This is a genomic window from Nodosilinea sp. LEGE 07298 (genome assembly GCF_015207265.1).
Lineage (GTDB): Bacteria > Cyanobacteriota > Cyanobacteriia > Phormidesmidales > Phormidesmidaceae > Nodosilinea.
Map to the genome: position 1 here is coordinate 1 of NZ_JADEXE010000167.1, position 15,199 is coordinate 15,199.

Genomic DNA, 15,199 nt, shown 5'->3' on the forward strand with positions numbered 1-15,199 from the left:
CGGAGGGTGGCAGGTTATAGATTTCGCTGTTGGGGATGAAGTCTGACATGGCGATTGGGTGATAAGGAATGATGAAAGGGATCCAGACCTCCGAGTTTTTACAAAAACTCGGAGGTCTTTTGCCGCAAGAAACTGCACGAAGGGTGCGAAACCCATCGCAGAATGCGACACTGTGGAATCGAGTCGCCTCGAAGAAAGCTTCAATGCGACCAGGCAAATATACCGTTCTTTCTATACCGAACGGTAATTACTGAGCAGTATAGTATGTCTGACCAAAGTCAGCAAGCCAGGCTGATGGATTTGCGTACCCGTGCGGGTTTGACCCGCCGCGAGGTGGCAAATGCATTGGGGGTTACAGAGAAAACAATTTATGTATGGGAAACTAGTGTTAACGTGCCTAAGATGACGGTTTCTCAGGTGCAGAAGCTTCTAGAGATCCTTGGCTGTACGTTGGATGAACTGGCGATCGCAACAAAAAAATAAGCTTGTAAAGCCTATTTTGCGGAGATAAATATTACAAATCGCCTAGACCCAACGCATTTTGAAGAGCGCTCTCCACGACCCCATCATCTAGAGATACATTTTTGTCCTGCTCATCTTTGTATGTTGTAGCAAGTTCTAATCTCAATGCTTTGACGACTCGCTCAGAGGCAAGCGCTTGCAGTATGCGCTTTTTGCTCGTGCAGGCTACTAAGTGACTCATATTCTCAAGGTCGCCACCAAAGACAGCTTTAGAAGTCAGTAGATACAAATTTTCTGCATCAACTTCGCTAACGCCATCTTCATCAAGTAGAGAAACATCAAATATCTCAATAAAGCGGGGATCTCTTCCAGCCTGAGGAATAACACGGTAAAGTCGCCAAATCTGGCCGTTTGTAACAACAGCCCATTCTGCGGAAAGGCTTGTAGCATAGCCAGCAGCTTGATCTCTTACGTTATTATTCAGTTTTGCTCGAATATTCTTGCACTCAATTACTAGGAAAATATGATCGCCTCGCTTGAGAGCAATATCAACCTTTCCCCCTAGTGTCCTAACTTCTGTATCAAGCTCATTTTTGCTGTATCCCAGCACGTTTTCTAGAGCTTCAATGCACCATCTTCTTACTTCTTCTTCGGAGGCCCTTGGTGAGTTTGATATTTCAACTAATCGAGGATGGCGGCGGCGAAAGCCATCACGAATAGAGTCTATCGCTTCTTGTCGAATTTCTGCTTTTGTGCGCCGCTTAATTGTTTTTGGATTGCTCTTATTCTCTGACTCTTCCTCTGTATTGGCGGCTTGAATAGAGACGGCTTCAAGTGGAGTCGGCTCTACCAACTCCATCACAAATACGTTCTTGCACTTCGGACATCTAACAGGCTTGCCAATCTGATTCTGATACTCGCTCTTCACCCTGAACCTAGTCTTGCAGTCGTCACAAGACGTAAAACCTATATAGCTGTCTACTATGCTGAGACTAGTTGTAGTCATAACGTATGTGAGGGGGTCGCACTCGTGACTGTAATCCAAACACTCGAAACTCTGACAGATCAAAACTTACATCAGTCAGGTTGAGTGTTCCCAAAATAAGCTGAGTACTTCACCTAAAAATTACTGAGAGCTCCTAGATTCTCGTAGGGCGCATTCGCGAAGCAATGCACTGCGTGAGGGCTACTTGATCGAAGGCTGCAAAAACCCAACACCAGACCAAAGAACATCGGATTCTGCTAGCGCGCCACCCAATCTACAGGCAATTAATCGCTGGGGTGGCAAACGAACAGTTTTTTGTCACAGGTGGGAGACCCCGAGGGGGCAAATAACCATTTGCCCCTACGGCAGACCTCTGTAGGGGCAAACGGTTGTTTGCCCTCGACATCCTGGCGCAATGATCTCTATCCCCAACTAGCCAGAGAGTTGATTCTTTCACAGATATACCCCATCCACATCTTTGCTGCTAACGCAGGCTCGTAAGGGCAAACTCAACTCATCGGCAATCGGTCCTCCGATGAAATACAACCCCAACAAACACCACCGTCGCTCCATTCGCCTCAAGGGGTATGATTACTCCGCCGCAGGGGCGTATTTCATCACAATCTGCGTTTTCCAACGCCATTGCCTCTTTGGTCAGGTGGTCGAAGGTGACATGCAATTAAACGAATTTGGCCAGATAGCAGCAGAATGCTGGCAAGCCATTCCCGATCATTTTCCGCATATTGAACTTGATGGATGGGTAGTGATGCCCAACCATGTACACGGGATTTTGGTTGCTAAAGACACCTGTAGGGGCTTTGCACTGCAAAGCCCCTACGCAAATCCTGGCGATACACTGCAAAACCCTCTTACTCCAGTATTTGGCAAGATGTCTTCGGGTTCAATTTCGACCGTTATTCGTTCCTACAAATCGGCCACCACCAAACACATCAACACCCTGCGCGATGCAGCGGGCACACCCGTTTGGCAGCGCAACTATTACGACCACATCATTCGGGACGAGCGATCGCTCCAGCACATGCGCTACTACATCACAAATAACCCTGTAACCTGGGTAGACGACCAGCTGCATCCCTGCAACCCATCAAAGTGGTGACGGCTACCTCAGCTAGAGTGGAGATTAGTGATTTTCCCCTACTTACTCTCCTCAGGTTCCACCCAGCGATCGTCCGCCTTGATCAGGTTGATCAGCTCCGCCACGCCCTGGTCTTCCGGCACCTTCTTAATCTCATCGCGGCCCCGGTACAGCGAAATATAGCCAGGGGTTTTGCCCACATAGCCGTAGTCAGCATCGGCCATTTCGCCGGGGCCGTTGACGATACAGCCCATCACCGCAATATCAAGCCCCGTCAGGTGTTTGGTGGCTTCGCGCACCTCGTGCAGCACGTCTTCGAGGTTAAACAGCGTGCGACCGCAGGAGGGGCAGGCTACATATTCCACCATGGTTTTGCGCAGCCCCAGGGCCTGCAAAATGCTGTAGCAGACAGGAATCTCTTTTTCGGGCGCTTCGGTCAGCGACACGCGAATGGTGTCACCAATGCCTTGAGCCAGCAGGGTGGCAATGCCCGCCGTAGACTTAATGCGGCCATACTCCCCATCGCCCGCTTCAGTCACCCCCAGGTGCAGAGGGTAATCCATACCCAGCTCGTCCATGCGGTGAGCCATCAGCCGGTAGGCGGCGACCATCACCGGCACCCGCGATGCCTTGAGCGAAACCACCAGGTTGCGAAAATCTAAGGATTCGCAGATGCGGATAAATTCTAGGGCCGACTCCACCATGCCCTCGGGAGTGTCGCCGTAGGTAAACAGCATGCGCTCGGCCAGCGACCCGTGGTTGACGCCAATCCGCATCGACTTACCCTGGTCGCGCAGGGAGACTACTAGGGGTTCTAGGGTTTCGCGAATTTTGGTGCCAATGTCCTCAAACTCGGTTTGGGAATAATCGGTGCGACCCGCCTGGGGTTTTTCGAACACGTAGAGGCCGGGGTTGATGCGCACCTTATCGACGTGCTTGGCCACCTCTAGGGCAATCTTCATGCCGTTGTGGTGCACATCGGCCACCAGGGGCACAGGCTGGTAGGTATCTTCTAAAATTTTGCGAATGTCGACCAGGGCTTTGGCGTGGGCCATACTGGGCACCGTCACCCGCACAATTTCGCAGCCAATTTCGTGCAGGCGGCGAATCGCGGCGGCAGACCCTTTGATATCCAGCGTGTCTTCGTTGATCATCGACTGCACCACTACCGGGTGGCCGCCCCCAATGGTGACGCTACCCACAGGCACCGGACGGGTCTGGCGACGGTGAATGGTGGTGTCGAAGGGGTCAAAGGCGGGGGTAGCGGAGGTCGAGGAGACAGGGTTGGGAAGCGTTTGCATAGCCTTTGCTCAATGGTTGCCGGTGCTTGAAAGTAAAGGTTTTGGCAGTATTTTACCTACCTCCCAGAGTGCCACAGAATGGCGGCTCAGAGATGCCAGGGCAGCAAAAATGGCCCGCCGCTGTGATGAAGACTTCATTTTGGCCAAAGAGATTGGCTAAAAGATTGACTAGAGCAGCGGCTGTACATCCCGAAACGCCTCAATATCGATCTGCTGAAGCCGTTCGTAGGCGCGATTGATGCTGCGCTGCCCCCGCAAAAAGCCCGTGCTGGCACCGGGGCACAGGTGGGCCAGGGTCTCGGCAGAGAAGCGAGATCGTAGCGCCTCGACCTGCTGGAGCTGGCGGGGCCAGTGAAAGGTCTTGGCCAGTCGCAGTGGCTCTGGCTCGCCCGAAGGGTTGGGCAGCAGGTGCCGCCCGCTAAACAGCACGCCGCCGTGGGCGCTGTAGTAGAGGCAGGCTGAGCCGGGCGAGTGGCCGGGGGTCCAGACCGCCTCTAGTTCGGGGCTAAACCTGAATTGGTGGTGAAAGGTCGTGGTTGGGGTATCGGGCAGCAGGTAGGCCTCTTGCTCTTGAATCACCACCTCGCAGTTCAAGGCTTTGTGAATAGCTGCGGTTCGCCCAATACCGCCCCGATGGGTGATAAAAAGCCACTGCACACCGCCGCGAGCCATCAACCATTCACGATTGTCCTCGTCCCAGGCGGGGGAATCGATTAGTAGATTAGCCGGTTGACCTTCGGAGGTGTTGTTTACAATAAAGTAAGCGGTTGCTCCTTGGGTATCGCGGTTGGGGGGAAACGCATACACAGTGTCAAACACCATGCGCGGAGCCTTTGGGCTAGGCGATGGAACTGGGGCTGAAGCAGCTGTCATGGGTGCAGGAGAAGGGGTGAGAAACACCTTTGAAACGCCTATACTAACTGAACCCTGCCCCGACTGCCTGGGCTAGCGCCCACCAGGAATGTTTTAATGGGCCTGTTTTCTAGGGTCAGTTTTTGCACCCTGTCTTCGTAAAGCACGTTGCCCCGCTTCACTCGTTGCACTCCACTGGCTACTCGATGGTGTTTTTCTGGCTTTTTGTTCTTGGTCTGCTGACCTATGTGCTGCTTCAGCGCAGCGTTAGCCGCATCACCCGTACCCCCGTGTGGCTACTGTGGCTGGTGATGATGTTGCCAGCATTTATTTTAACGGGCTGGGTGATCGCCAATGGTCCCGAGGCACCGGCTCCCACAGCGTTGCTGCTGGGTCTGTTTATTGCCTGCCCAATTCTATACTGGGCGCTGATTCAAAAGGGGCGCATATCGGTACCCCCAAGCGCTAAACCCGAAGCCGAGGCTACCGATACCAAACCAGCGATCGCACCACCGCCCAAGCCCACTCTGCGCCCCATCGACAAAGAGGAAGAAGCGACGCTGCAGGGCTGCTTTCCGTGGTCGGTGTACTACCTGCAAAACATTGAGTATCGCCCCCAGGCGATGATCTGCCGGGGACAGCTGCGGGCCTCGCCCACTGTGGCTTACGACACCGTGCGCGACAATATTCGCCGCCACTTCGGCGATCGCTTTCTCGTTCTCTTTCAGGAAGGTTTAAAGGGCAAGCCAGTGTTTGCGCTGGTGCCTAATCCTCAGGTCGAGAAGGGCGATCGCAGCACCAAAACCCTGACCCGCCCAGGGCTGGCCCTGGGGCTATTGCTGGTCACCTTGTTCACCACGACGGCGGTGGGCACCTACCTGGCCGGGGTGACTGAAGACCAGCTTCAGGACGCGCCCGCCTTAATTTTGCAGGGACTGCCCTACGCCCTAGGCCTGCTGATTATTTTGGGATGCCACGAGATGGGCCACTACCTGGCGGCCCGTCGCTACGGCATGCGGGTTACTTTGCCCTACTTCATTCCGGTACCGTTTTTCTTGGGCACGCTAGGGGCGTTTATTCAAATGAAGTCGCCGGTGCCCAACCGCCGCGCCCTGTTTGATGTCGGCATTGCCGGGCCGCTGTCGGGGCTGGTGGTGGCGGTGCCGTTGCTGCTGTGGGGGCTGAGCCAGTCGACCGTGGTGCCCATCCCGGAGGAAGGTTCTAGCCTGCTGAACTTTGAGGCCCTCGATCCCAAAGCATCGCTGATGCTGACGCTGCTCTCTAAGCTGGTGCTGGGGACCCAGGTGGCCGCTGATCAGGCGATTCATCTGCATCCGATCGCGATCGCAGGCTGCCTGGGCCTAGTCGTGACCGCCCTCAACCTCATGCCTGTAGGCCAGCTCGACGGCGGCCATATCATCCACGCCATGTACGGCCAGCGAATTGGTGGGGTGGTCGGTCAGGTGGCCCGGCTGCTGGTGTTTGGCCTCGCCCTGGTGCACCCCGAGCTGATGATCTGGGCCATTCTACTGTTCTTTATTCCGGCGGCCGACCAGCCTGCCCTCAACGATGTTAGTGAGCTAGACGATCGCCGCGATTTCCTGGGGCTGCTGGCCTTGACACTGTTAGTTATGATTGTGCTGCCAGCACCGGGGATTCTCACTCGGCTGCTGTATTAGCCCCAGGGTTGTCCCTTAGTTCTGGCCATTGTTTTGGTAACCGCCATGTCCCAAGATCTGACCCAGTGGATTACGGAGGTGCGCACCCTCCAGCGGCAGCTGGCCGACACCCAAAAAGATCGCGACCAGGCCTACAACAGCGCCGCTAACTGGCGACGGCTCTACGAAACCGAAGCCCGGCAGCGGCGCGAAGAAACCGCCGAGTTTCAGAGTCAGCTCGAAGCACTCCAGCAGCAGCTGGCGGCATCCCCAGCGATTGAGGCCAGCGACCTCACCGGGGTTAACTCGCTTCAGGATCTACAGCAGCATCTCGATGGCCTTGTGCAGCGCTGCCAGGAGCTGACTGAGCGCCTGGAGGCCGAGCGACAGGCCCACGCCCAAACGCGCCAAACCCTCACCGCTGCCCTAGGCGATACTTTTGACGCGCTGAAGTAGTCCCTCTCTTCATGACACGACAGACCCCAGGGTTCTCTGATGGATAGCCGTTCTCTCCGGCTCAATCTATCAGAACCCTGGGGTCTAGAACACTGCAGCATTCGCTGCCCCTTCAGTGCTCTGCATTGGAATGCTCGTCGCGGTCCCGCCTCCTAACAGAAGCGGCAGAGCCTTAAAACTAGGGTGGGACTGTCATTTTGAACGTTGCATTCTAAACTCCTCGTAACGGTGCTAGCCGCCCGCGACGAAGATATAGCGCAGCAGGAAGATCGCCGCCAAAATCCACATGCCGATGCTAGTATCGCTGGTTTTGCCCTGGAAGGCTTTGATCAGCGGGAAGGCGATCAGGCCCATGGCAAGACCTTCAGCAATGGAGAACGCCAGCGGCATCATGATAATGGTGAGAAAGGCCGCGATCGCATCGGCAGGTTCATCCCAGTCGATATTCTTGGCCCCCGACATCATCAGCACGCCGACGATGATCAGCGCTGGGGCAGTTGCAAAGGCCGGAATGCCCTGCAGCAGCGGAATAAACAGCACCGACGCCAAAAACAGCGCCGCCGCTACGAGAGCTGTAAACCCAGTGCGTCCGCCCTCGGAAATGCCTGAGGCCGACTCGATGTAGGTGGTCACCGTTGAGGTGCCCAGCACCGCCCCAGCCGTAGTGCCAATCGCATCGGCCATAAAGGCTTTTTCAACCCCTGGGAAGGAGCCGTCTTCTTTGATGTAGCCCGCTTTGGAGCCCAACCCCGTCAGCGTGCCGATGGTGTCGAACAAATCCACAAACAGGAATACAAAGATGATCCCCACCATCTCCCAGAAGTTGATGCGAAAGAGTTCGCCCAATCCCACAAAAGCCTGACCAAACAGGTCGACAGGGGCCTGGGGCATGGCCATCAGCCCGGTTGGCCAAGGCGACACGCCAAAAATCCAGGCGAGAATGGCGGTGCCCAAAATGCCCCAGAGCAGCGCCCCGGTCACCCGACGGGCAAAGAGCGCAGCGGTAATGCCCAGGCCCAACAGCGCCATGGCCGTTTGGGGCGATCGCAGATTGCCCAAAGTCGTAAAGGTCGCCTCCGAGGGCACAATGATGCCTGCGCTCTTGAGGGCAATGTAGGCAATAAACAGGCCGATCCCGGCGGTGGTGGCGTGCTTGACCGCATCGGGAATCGCCGCCACAATTTTGCTGCGTACGTTAGTGATGGTCATGAGGATGAAGATAATCCCCTCAATGAACACCGCCGCCAGGGCCACCCGCCAGTCGATCCCAAGGCCGAGCACCACCGTAAAGGCAAAGTAGGCGTTGATGCCCATCCCCGGTGCCAGGGCAAAGGGCAGCTTGGCGTAGAGCGCCATGACTAGCGTAGCCAGGGCGGCAGAAAGGCCCGTCGCCATCACCAGTTCGCCAAACAAATCTCCCGACTCGTTGAGAAAGACCGCATTCGACAAAATGGCCGGGTTCACAATTAGGATGTAGGCCATCGTCACAAACGTCGTCAGCCCAGCCAGCGCCTCGGTGCGAAAGCTGGTGCGGTGGGCGGCAAAATCAAAAAAATCCGCGATTTTGTTGCCTGGCCCCGAACTGGGGGGCGACTGGGGCAACTGTTCAGTGGGCTGGGTCACGGTAGAACTCCTCGTGAATGGATAGATGAGTGGCCAGTTTATAGCGGTAGCCAGTTCGCTTAGGACATCGGCGATCGCCAACAGCAAAAACTGGGGCGGCTAGCTGGCGTATAGCCATCGCCTCAGAAATGCTGGAAAACCCTAACCGTCTTGACGATGGCTATCTACCCACAAGGCCAATAGTCTCAGCCCTTAGTCCACGACATCTACTCAGTTGAATCTGTTGCCTTTGCTACATTCTTTCGGTTTTCGACGCATACTGTAATGTCCGCTGCGTCTCTCTTTAGGCCGATTTAAATACGAAGTCTTTCTATCTTTAACGGAATTCTACTTACGCCAGGGCCACCGCGTACCCATTTCGGTCGCTGCCGACCAGCTCAAATACAGCACCAGCAGGGCAACACCAATCAGAAATGGGCCAAGGTCGTCAGGCATGGTCGATACGATATGGGGTTAGGTTCAGGGGCCGCGATCGCGATCGTATTTACTATTCCTAAGGTTTCAGTAGACCACACCATACCGCGATAGAGCAAATGAGTTTTGGACCTAATAATCCTTAGGTTTTTAATGTTATAAATTAAGCATATTGTAGGGTCAATCGCGTTAGCAACGCAGATGCTTCTTTGCACAGCCACACCGCAGGCCATAGGGCTGTTCGACGGACAAAATATGAATATTCAAACAATATATTAGCAATTGCAGATCGTTAGAACCCGCATAAGCTGCCCCCTTCGACTCCGCTCAGGGGACAGCTTGTACGGGTTTTGGCTCTCTTCTTTTGAGAAGTGTTTCGCAAACGTTAGGCTGTTGTGGGGTGAATATCGGCCAGCCGCCTTTAACGACATCTACCCCACAGCACAGAACGAGCTTAGCGGCTACTCAGACAGCTTGGCTTCAGATTCCTTAGCTTCGAAGTCTGCTTTCTTCTTTTCCTTTCTTTCGGTGCCTTTTTCGTCAAGATTGTCGACGAAATCTTGAATGCGATCTTCGTTCTTCTCGGCGTAAGACTTATTCTTTTCAGCAGTCATACTGTTAACCTCAATTAAATACAAAAAACATTACATTCAATCTAGTCACAGCCCTAGAAAATACCATCTACTCAATGATTGATTTGACTTAAGCCATGTTCTACCGCAAGGCTTAAGCTATTGAAATAGCTATACAAGTAGGGGGGGTGCCCTGCACTGCCCCAGCGTTGAACCTAACCCCGTGAACGTTTGCTATAGCCAGAGTCACCTGGGTTAGGACATCAATCAATCCTAAAAACGTTCAAACGTTTGAACGCTCGTCTGACAGACGTCCTAATCCGATTGGCTACAGCTATATACCTGACAGAGCAGCGATCGCGTTAGCCCGCTGAGGCCGCTTAGACATAGGCCTTCACAGGCCGTACCGAACGCATCGATCGCCGCAGGGTGCATACGCAAAACAACACCCCGACCAGGCTTTTTGGGCGGGCACACGCTTAAGCCGCCATTGGTAACGCTCGCTGCGCTAGCACCTGACGGTAAAACTGTTGAAGCTGCCGGGTGGCCGCCGACCATCCCCACCGTTCGGCTTCGGCAACGGCGTTGCGGCGCATGAGTTCTCGCTCGGCCTTGGCTTCAATCAGGCGGCGGGTAGCAACAATTGCCCCTGCTTCGTCGAGTGGGTCAAACAAAAACCCGTTGACGCCGTCGGTAACAATATCAGGAATGCCGCCGGAGTTGGCGGCCACCACCGGACAGCCCGCCGCCATGGCTTCTAGCAAAACGAGTCCTAGGGTCTCGGTGCGGGAGGGAAACACGAAGGCATCGGCGGAGGCATAGGCCGAGGCCAAATCTTCCCCGGCTAAGTAACCGACGAAGTTAGTAAAGGTGCCCTCAAAGTGGGCCTCTAGTTCGGTGCGGTAGGGGCCGTCGCCCACTAGGGCCAATCGCGCTCCGGGAATAGCTTCTAGCACGGGCTTGATGCGGTCAATTTCTTTTTCGGCAGAGAGGCGACCGATATAGAGCAGCAGCGGGGCTTCGGGGTGGCCCTCCGAGAGGCGATCGCGCATTTTGGCACTGGCCAACTCGGGCCGAAACAACTCATTATCGACGCCGCGCTGCCACACCTCAATATTCTCAACGCCGTGCTCTGACAGCTCGGCCTGCATAGCGGTGGAAGTCACCAGGTTGATCTGCGCCTGGTTATGCATGGCCTTAATCAGCTCCCACATCAGCCCTTCGAGCATGCCCAGGCCGTAGTGTTCCAGGTATTTGGGCAGGTGGGTGTGGTACGACGCCACCAGGGGCAAATCTAGAGTCTTGCTATAGTAAATGCCCGCCAGTCCTAAGACTGCCGGGTTTACCACATGCACCAAATCAGGCTGAAAATCTTCCAGCGCCTCACCAATCGAAGGCCGAGGCAAGGCCAGCTTTAGCTCTGGATACAGCGGCAGCGGAAACCCGGATACGCCGTGAATTTTGGCCCCCCGGTACTCGGTTAAGCCGCCCTCGGGGGAGAACACTAAAACCTGATTACCCTGCCGTTGCAGGTGGTCGACCGTGTGCTTGAGACGGGTAACGATGCCGTCAACTTTCGGCAAAAAGGTCTCAGTGAAGAGAGCAATTCGCATAACAATCGAGGGGTGCTAAGGAAAATAATTGAAAATGGAAGGATAAATGGGTAAATAGGCCAAGATCACGCCGTGATTCTGGCCTATTTAATGACTAATCGCGCCGCCACTGAACCTTGGGCAGAATCTGGCTCTTGTCGACGCGGTCTTTATACTTGACGGCGAAGTTGAGCAGGCTGTCGAGCAGGGAGTCAGACAGCATGTGGGGCTGTAGACCAAGCTCTAAAAGGTTGGTATTCTTGGCGTTGAAGTAGTGTTCTTCAGCCTCTACCCGAGGGTTGTCCATGTGGTCGATTTCCACATCCAGGCCCAGGGTGTTGCCGGCTTTCTTCACCATCATGGCCAGGTCGCCGACGCTAAACATTTCGGTGAACTGGTTGAACACGCGGAAGATGCCAGGATCGCCGGGGTTGGCGATCGCAATCTCCACACAGCGCACCGTGTCGCGAATGTCGAGGAAGGCGCGGGTTTGGCTGCCCTTGCCGTAGACAGTCAGGGGGTGACCCACCGCTGCCTGCACGCAGAAGCGGTTGAGGGCGGTACCAAACACACCGTCGTAGTCGAGGCGGTTGATCAGTAGCTCATCCATGCCGGTTTCTTCGGTCAGCACGCCGTAGACCACACCCTGGTTGAGGTCGGTGGCGCGCAGGCCCCACACCTTGCAGGCAAAGTGGATATTGTGGGAGTCGTGTACCTTGCTCAGGTGGTAGAAGGAACCGGGCTGCTTGGGGTAGGGGAGGGTGTCTTTGCGACCATTATGCTCAATGGTGATGTAGCCCTCTTCGATGTCGATATTGGGGGTGCCGTACTCGCCCATGGTGCCGAGCTTAACCAGGTGGCACTCGGGGAAGTGGTCACGCAGCACGTAGAGCAAATTCAGATTGCCCAGCACGTTGTTGGCCTGGGTCAGCACCGCATGCTCGCGGTCAATCATGGAGAAGGGAGCCGATCGCTGTTCGCCAAAGTGAACCACTGCGCCCGGCTCAAACGACAGCATCGTCTCCTCTAAAAAGGAGTAGTCGTTGATGTCGCCGACGTAGAGGTCGATGTGCTTGCCGGTGAGGTCTTTCCAGCGCTGCAAGCGGTTTTGGATGGGGGCAATCGGGGTCAGCGTTTCGATTTGAAGCTGAGCGTCCCAGTGACGCCGCACCAAACTATCTAGAATCCCGACTTCGTAGCCGCGATTGGAAAGATACAGGGCAGTTGCCCACCCGCAATAGCCGTCGCCGCCAATTACAAGGACTTTCATATCAATGCTTCAATCTCTTTGCCGATACCAAGACAATCTACCAGGTTTAGCGGACCTGTAAACCACTCAATATGAGATTACGGGATCAGGGCTTTTTTTACTGACAAAGATTTGATCGCCCCTGCCAATATAACGGGTCTCTCGTCGGCCCACGAATAATCTCAATTAAAAACAGGTAGACGGGTAGAGGCGAACGGCATTTGCCCAGCCCAATCGGGAATAACCCAGCAAGATTTAAGATAAGCCCTAGCCCAAGGTTTCTAGCAGCTGCACCTTGGCGCTCTCTAGCGCTTCCGGCAGCTTGCTGGCATCGCGCCCGCCCGCCTGGGCCAGGTTGGGTCGCCCACCACCGCCACCGCCCGTGATCTTGGCAATGCCGCCGATAAACTTGCCTGCCTGTAGCTTTTGCGCGATCACCTCAGGGCTAAAGGCCGCCACCAGGCTCACCTTGTCGGGCTCAGGGACAGACCCCAGCACCACGGCCCCGGCTCCCAGCTTTTGCAGCAGGCGTTCGGCGGCGGTCTTGAGGGCGTCAGCGCTGACCCCTTCTAGCTCCGCCACAACTATCTTGAGGGAGCCAACCGCTTCGGCACTGTCGAGCAGCTGATCGGACTTGAGCACCGCCAGCTCCGACTTGAGTGCCTCCAGATCCTTCTGAGCGGTTTTGAGGTCGGTTTGTAGGGTGGTGACGCGATCGCTGAGTTCCTCCGGCTTGGCCTTAAACCGCTCGCTCAGGTCGCGCACCACGGCGTCGCGCACGTTCAAATACTCCAGCACGGCAGGGCCAGCGACGGCCTCAATCCGGCGAGTGCCGGAGGCCACCCCGGTCTCAGAGATAATTTTGAACAGGCCAATCTCAGCGGTGTTGCTGACGTGGGTGCCACCGCACAGCTCCATCGACACGCCGGGGAAGTCGATCACCCGCACCTCGGCGCTGTACTTTTCGCCAAACATGGCGATCGCGCCCTTGGCCTTGGCCTCTTCTAATGCCATGACCGTAACATCGCCCTGATGCCCTTCGGCAATCCAGGTATTCACCTGCGCTTCGACCTGCTGCACTTCGTCAGCACTCAGAGCGCGGGGGCAGTTGAAGTCAAACCGCAGGCGATCGAAGGCCACCAGCGAACCCGCCTGGGAAATATCGGGGTCCACCAGCTTTTTCAGCGCCGCCTGCAAGAGGTGGGTGGCGGTGTGGTTGGCCTGGGCGCGGCGGCGGCAGGCGCGATCGATCTGCGCCGATACCTGGTCGCCAACCTTCAGCGCACCCCGCTCGACTTTGCCAAAGTGGACGAAGAAGTCGCCGTCTTTTTTGACGTCGTGGACGCGAATCAGCAGGTCGTCGCCCGACAGGTAGCCGCGATCGCCCACCTGACCGCCCGACTCGGCGTAGAACGGGGTTTGGTTCAGCACCACCTGGGCTTCCTGACCCGCCGCGATCGCCTCTACCGACTCGCCGCCGACCAGCAGTGCCTCCACTTTGCTGGTGCTGCTGGTGTCTTTGTAGCCCAAAAACTCGGTCGAGTGAATGTGTTCGGCTAAAGAATCCAGGCTGCCCTGCACCGTCAGGTCAATGGTTTCGTGGGCATCCTTCGAGCGCTGGCGCTGTTCTTCCATCGCCGTCTCGAACCCGGCCACGTCCACCGTCAGACCCTGTTCCTCGGCCACTTCCTGGGTTAGCTCTAGCGGGAAGCCGTAGGTGTCGTAGAGCACAAAGGCATCGGTCCCGGCAATTTGTTTTGTGTTCGATTGGCTCTCTCGATTGAGCAAGTCGGCCAGCAGCTTTTCGCCCCGCTCCAGGGTTTCCAGAAAGCGAGCCTCTTCGCGGTCAAGCTCGGCTTTGATCTGGGCTTCACGCTGCCGCGTGTTGGGGAAGGGGGCTTCGGCTAGCTGAATGGCGCTTTCCGCCACCTGGCTGATGAACGCCCCTTCAATGCCGATCAGCCGTCCGTGGCGCACCACCCGACGAATCAGCCGCCGCAGAATGTATCCCCGACCCACGTTAGAAGCGGTAATGCCGTCAGCGATCATATGAACCACGGCCCGCACGTGGTCGCCGATCACCTTGAGAGAAACCTTAGTTTTCTCATCAGCCTTGGTGTAGTCGAGCCCAGCTAGATCCGCCGCTGTCTTGATGATCGGCAAAATCAGATCAGTTTCGTAGTTGTTGGGCACCTGCTGCAAAATCTGGGCCATCCGCTCCAGTCCCAGCCCGGTGTCGATGTTTTGGTTTTGCAGCGGCGTCAGGTTGCCCTCGGCATCCCGGTTGTACTGCATAAACACCAGGTTGTAGAACTCGATGAAGCGCGAGTCGTCTTCGAGGTCAATCTTGTCGTCGCCCAGCTCAGGATGAAAGTCGTAGTAGATCTCCGAGCAGGGGCCGCAGGGGCCGGTGGGGCCAGAGGCCCAGAAGTTGTCGGCCTCATCCATGCGCTGAATGCGGTGGGCGGGAATGCCAACCTGGTCGCGCCAGATCGCAAAGGCGTCATCGTCTTCGCGAAACACGCTGACCACTAGGCGCTCGGCGGGCAGTTTGAATACCTCGGTGGAAAGCTCCCAGGCCCAGGCGATCGCCTGCTCCTTGAAATAGTCGCCAAAGCTAAAATTCCCCAGCATCTCAAAAAAGGTGTGGTGGCGCGCCGTACGGCCCACGTTCTCGATGTCGTTGGTGCGAATGCACTTTTGCGAGGTGGTGGCGCGATCGACATCCGCCGCCCGCTGGCCCAAAAAGATGGGTTTGAACTGGAGCATTCCCGCGATCGTCAGCAGCACCGTGGGGTCTTCGGGCACCAGCGACGCGCTCGGTTTAATGGCGTGCCCCCGCGCCGCGTAAAACTCCAGAAACGTCTGGCGAATCTGCGCGCCGGTCATTTTAGTGGAGATTGAGGTGGGGGACTTTGCCATGGGACGGGGGAAGGGGT

The 15,199-nt window shown here is 56.0% G+C and carries 12 protein-coding genes and 1 pseudogene; 4 read left to right on the forward strand and 9 right to left on the reverse strand.

Going from position 1 to position 15,199, the window contains the following annotated elements; all coding sequences use genetic code 11:
* Positions 1-217: pseudogene (locus IQ273_RS33850) on the reverse strand (hypothetical protein); the annotation flags it as partial.
* A gap of 47 nt (positions 218-264) precedes the next feature.
* Here IQ273_RS33850 and IQ273_RS20530 point away from each other — a divergent pair.
* Positions 265-483 (forward strand): helix-turn-helix domain-containing protein, encoded by a 219-nt coding sequence (locus IQ273_RS20530; protein WP_194025027.1) that lies wholly within the window; start codon positions 265-267, stop codon positions 481-483.
* A gap of 31 nt (positions 484-514) precedes the next feature.
* Here the strand turns inward: IQ273_RS20530 and IQ273_RS20535 are convergent, their stop codons facing one another.
* Positions 515-1,468 (reverse strand): type I restriction enzyme HsdR N-terminal domain-containing protein, encoded by a 954-nt coding sequence (locus IQ273_RS20535; RefSeq protein ID WP_194025028.1) that lies wholly within the window; start codon positions 1,466-1,468, stop codon positions 515-517.
* Positions 1,469-1,925: 457 nt separating this feature from the next.
* On the opposite strand from IQ273_RS20535, the gene IQ273_RS20540 reads away from it, so the two are divergent.
* The gene (locus tag IQ273_RS20540) at positions 1,926-2,564 is read left to right on the forward strand and encodes a transposase (RefSeq protein WP_228053474.1); all 639 of its coding nucleotides are present in this window, start codon (positions 1,926-1,928) and stop codon (positions 2,562-2,564) included.
* 38 nt (positions 2,565-2,602) lie between these two features.
* On the opposite strand, the gene ispG is transcribed toward IQ273_RS20540, so the two are convergent.
* Both ispG and IQ273_RS20550 read right to left on the reverse strand, forming a co-directional pair.
* The gene (ispG, locus tag IQ273_RS20545; RefSeq protein WP_194025029.1) at positions 2,603-3,844 is read right to left on the reverse strand and encodes a (E)-4-hydroxy-3-methylbut-2-enyl-diphosphate synthase; all 1,242 of its coding nucleotides are present in this window, start codon (positions 3,842-3,844) and stop codon (positions 2,603-2,605) included.
* 168 nt (positions 3,845-4,012) lie between these two features.
* The gene (locus tag IQ273_RS20550; RefSeq protein ID WP_194025030.1) at positions 4,013-4,717 is read right to left on the reverse strand and encodes an MBL fold metallo-hydrolase; all 705 of its coding nucleotides are present in this window, start codon (positions 4,715-4,717) and stop codon (positions 4,013-4,015) included.
* A 185-nt stretch (positions 4,718-4,902) separates the two neighbouring features.
* Between IQ273_RS20550 and IQ273_RS20555 the strand changes: the two genes are divergently transcribed.
* The gene (locus tag IQ273_RS20555) at positions 4,903-6,375 is read left to right on the forward strand and encodes a site-2 protease family protein (protein ID WP_194025031.1); all 1,473 of its coding nucleotides are present in this window, start codon (positions 4,903-4,905) and stop codon (positions 6,373-6,375) included.
* Positions 6,376-6,420: 45 nt separating this feature from the next.
* Positions 6,421-6,810, forward strand: coding sequence for a hypothetical protein (locus IQ273_RS20560; protein ID WP_194025032.1), 390 nt, complete (start codon positions 6,421-6,423; stop codon positions 6,808-6,810).
* A 231-nt stretch (positions 6,811-7,041) separates the two neighbouring features.
* Here IQ273_RS20560 and IQ273_RS20565 read toward each other — a convergent pair whose 3' ends face one another.
* The 5 genes from IQ273_RS20565 to alaS all read right to left on the reverse strand — a co-directional run bounded on the left by IQ273_RS20565 (position 7,042) and on the right by alaS (position 15,149).
* The gene (locus IQ273_RS20565) at positions 7,042-8,433 is read right to left on the reverse strand and encodes an NCS2 family permease (RefSeq protein WP_194025033.1); all 1,392 of its coding nucleotides are present in this window, start codon (positions 8,431-8,433) and stop codon (positions 7,042-7,044) included.
* A gap of 875 nt (positions 8,434-9,308) precedes the next feature.
* Positions 9,309-9,461 (reverse strand): hypothetical protein, encoded by a 153-nt coding sequence (locus IQ273_RS20570; RefSeq protein ID WP_194025034.1) that lies wholly within the window; start codon positions 9,459-9,461, stop codon positions 9,309-9,311.
* A 437-nt stretch (positions 9,462-9,898) separates the two neighbouring features.
* The gene (locus IQ273_RS20575; protein WP_194025035.1) at positions 9,899-11,032 is read right to left on the reverse strand and encodes a glycosyltransferase family 1 protein; all 1,134 of its coding nucleotides are present in this window, start codon (positions 11,030-11,032) and stop codon (positions 9,899-9,901) included.
* A gap of 94 nt (positions 11,033-11,126) precedes the next feature.
* Positions 11,127-12,281 (reverse strand): NAD-dependent epimerase/dehydratase family protein, encoded by a 1,155-nt coding sequence (locus tag IQ273_RS20580; RefSeq protein ID WP_194025036.1) that lies wholly within the window; start codon positions 12,279-12,281, stop codon positions 11,127-11,129.
* 246 nt (positions 12,282-12,527) lie between these two features.
* Complete coding sequence (gene alaS / locus IQ273_RS20585; protein WP_228053476.1) at positions 12,528-15,149, reverse strand: alanine--tRNA ligase; 2,622 nt, start codon at positions 15,147-15,149, stop codon at positions 12,528-12,530.
* Positions 15,150-15,199 lie beyond the last annotated feature (50 nt).

Bases quoted from the DNA above. Each gene is read 5' to 3' on its own strand.
- IQ273_RS20530 (WP_194025027.1), top strand. From the start codon at position 265: ATGTCTGACCAAAGTCAGCAAGCCAGGCTGATGGATTTGCGTACCCGT.
- IQ273_RS20535 (WP_194025028.1), bottom strand. From the start codon at position 1,468: ATGACTACAACTAGTCTCAGCATAGTAGACAGCTATATAGGTTTTACG.
- ispG (WP_194025029.1), bottom strand. From the start codon at position 3,844: ATGCAAACGCTTCCCAACCCTGTCTCCTCGACCTCCGCTACCCCCGCC.
- IQ273_RS20550 (WP_194025030.1), bottom strand. From the start codon at position 4,717: ATGACAGCTGCTTCAGCCCCAGTTCCATCGCCTAGCCCAAAGGCTCCG.
- IQ273_RS20555 (WP_194025031.1), top strand. From the start codon at position 4,903: ATGGTGTTTTTCTGGCTTTTTGTTCTTGGTCTGCTGACCTATGTGCTG.
- IQ273_RS20560 (WP_194025032.1), top strand. From the start codon at position 6,421: ATGTCCCAAGATCTGACCCAGTGGATTACGGAGGTGCGCACCCTCCAG.
- IQ273_RS20570 (WP_194025034.1), bottom strand. From the start codon at position 9,461: ATGACTGCTGAAAAGAATAAGTCTTACGCCGAGAAGAACGAAGATCGC.
- IQ273_RS20575 (WP_194025035.1), bottom strand. From the start codon at position 11,032: ATGCGAATTGCTCTCTTCACTGAGACCTTTTTGCCGAAAGTTGACGGC.
- IQ273_RS20580 (WP_194025036.1), bottom strand. From the start codon at position 12,281: ATGAAAGTCCTTGTAATTGGCGGCGACGGCTATTGCGGGTGGGCAACT.
- alaS (WP_228053476.1), bottom strand. From the start codon at position 15,149: ATGACCGGCGCGCAGATTCGCCAGACGTTTCTGGAGTTTTACGCGGCG.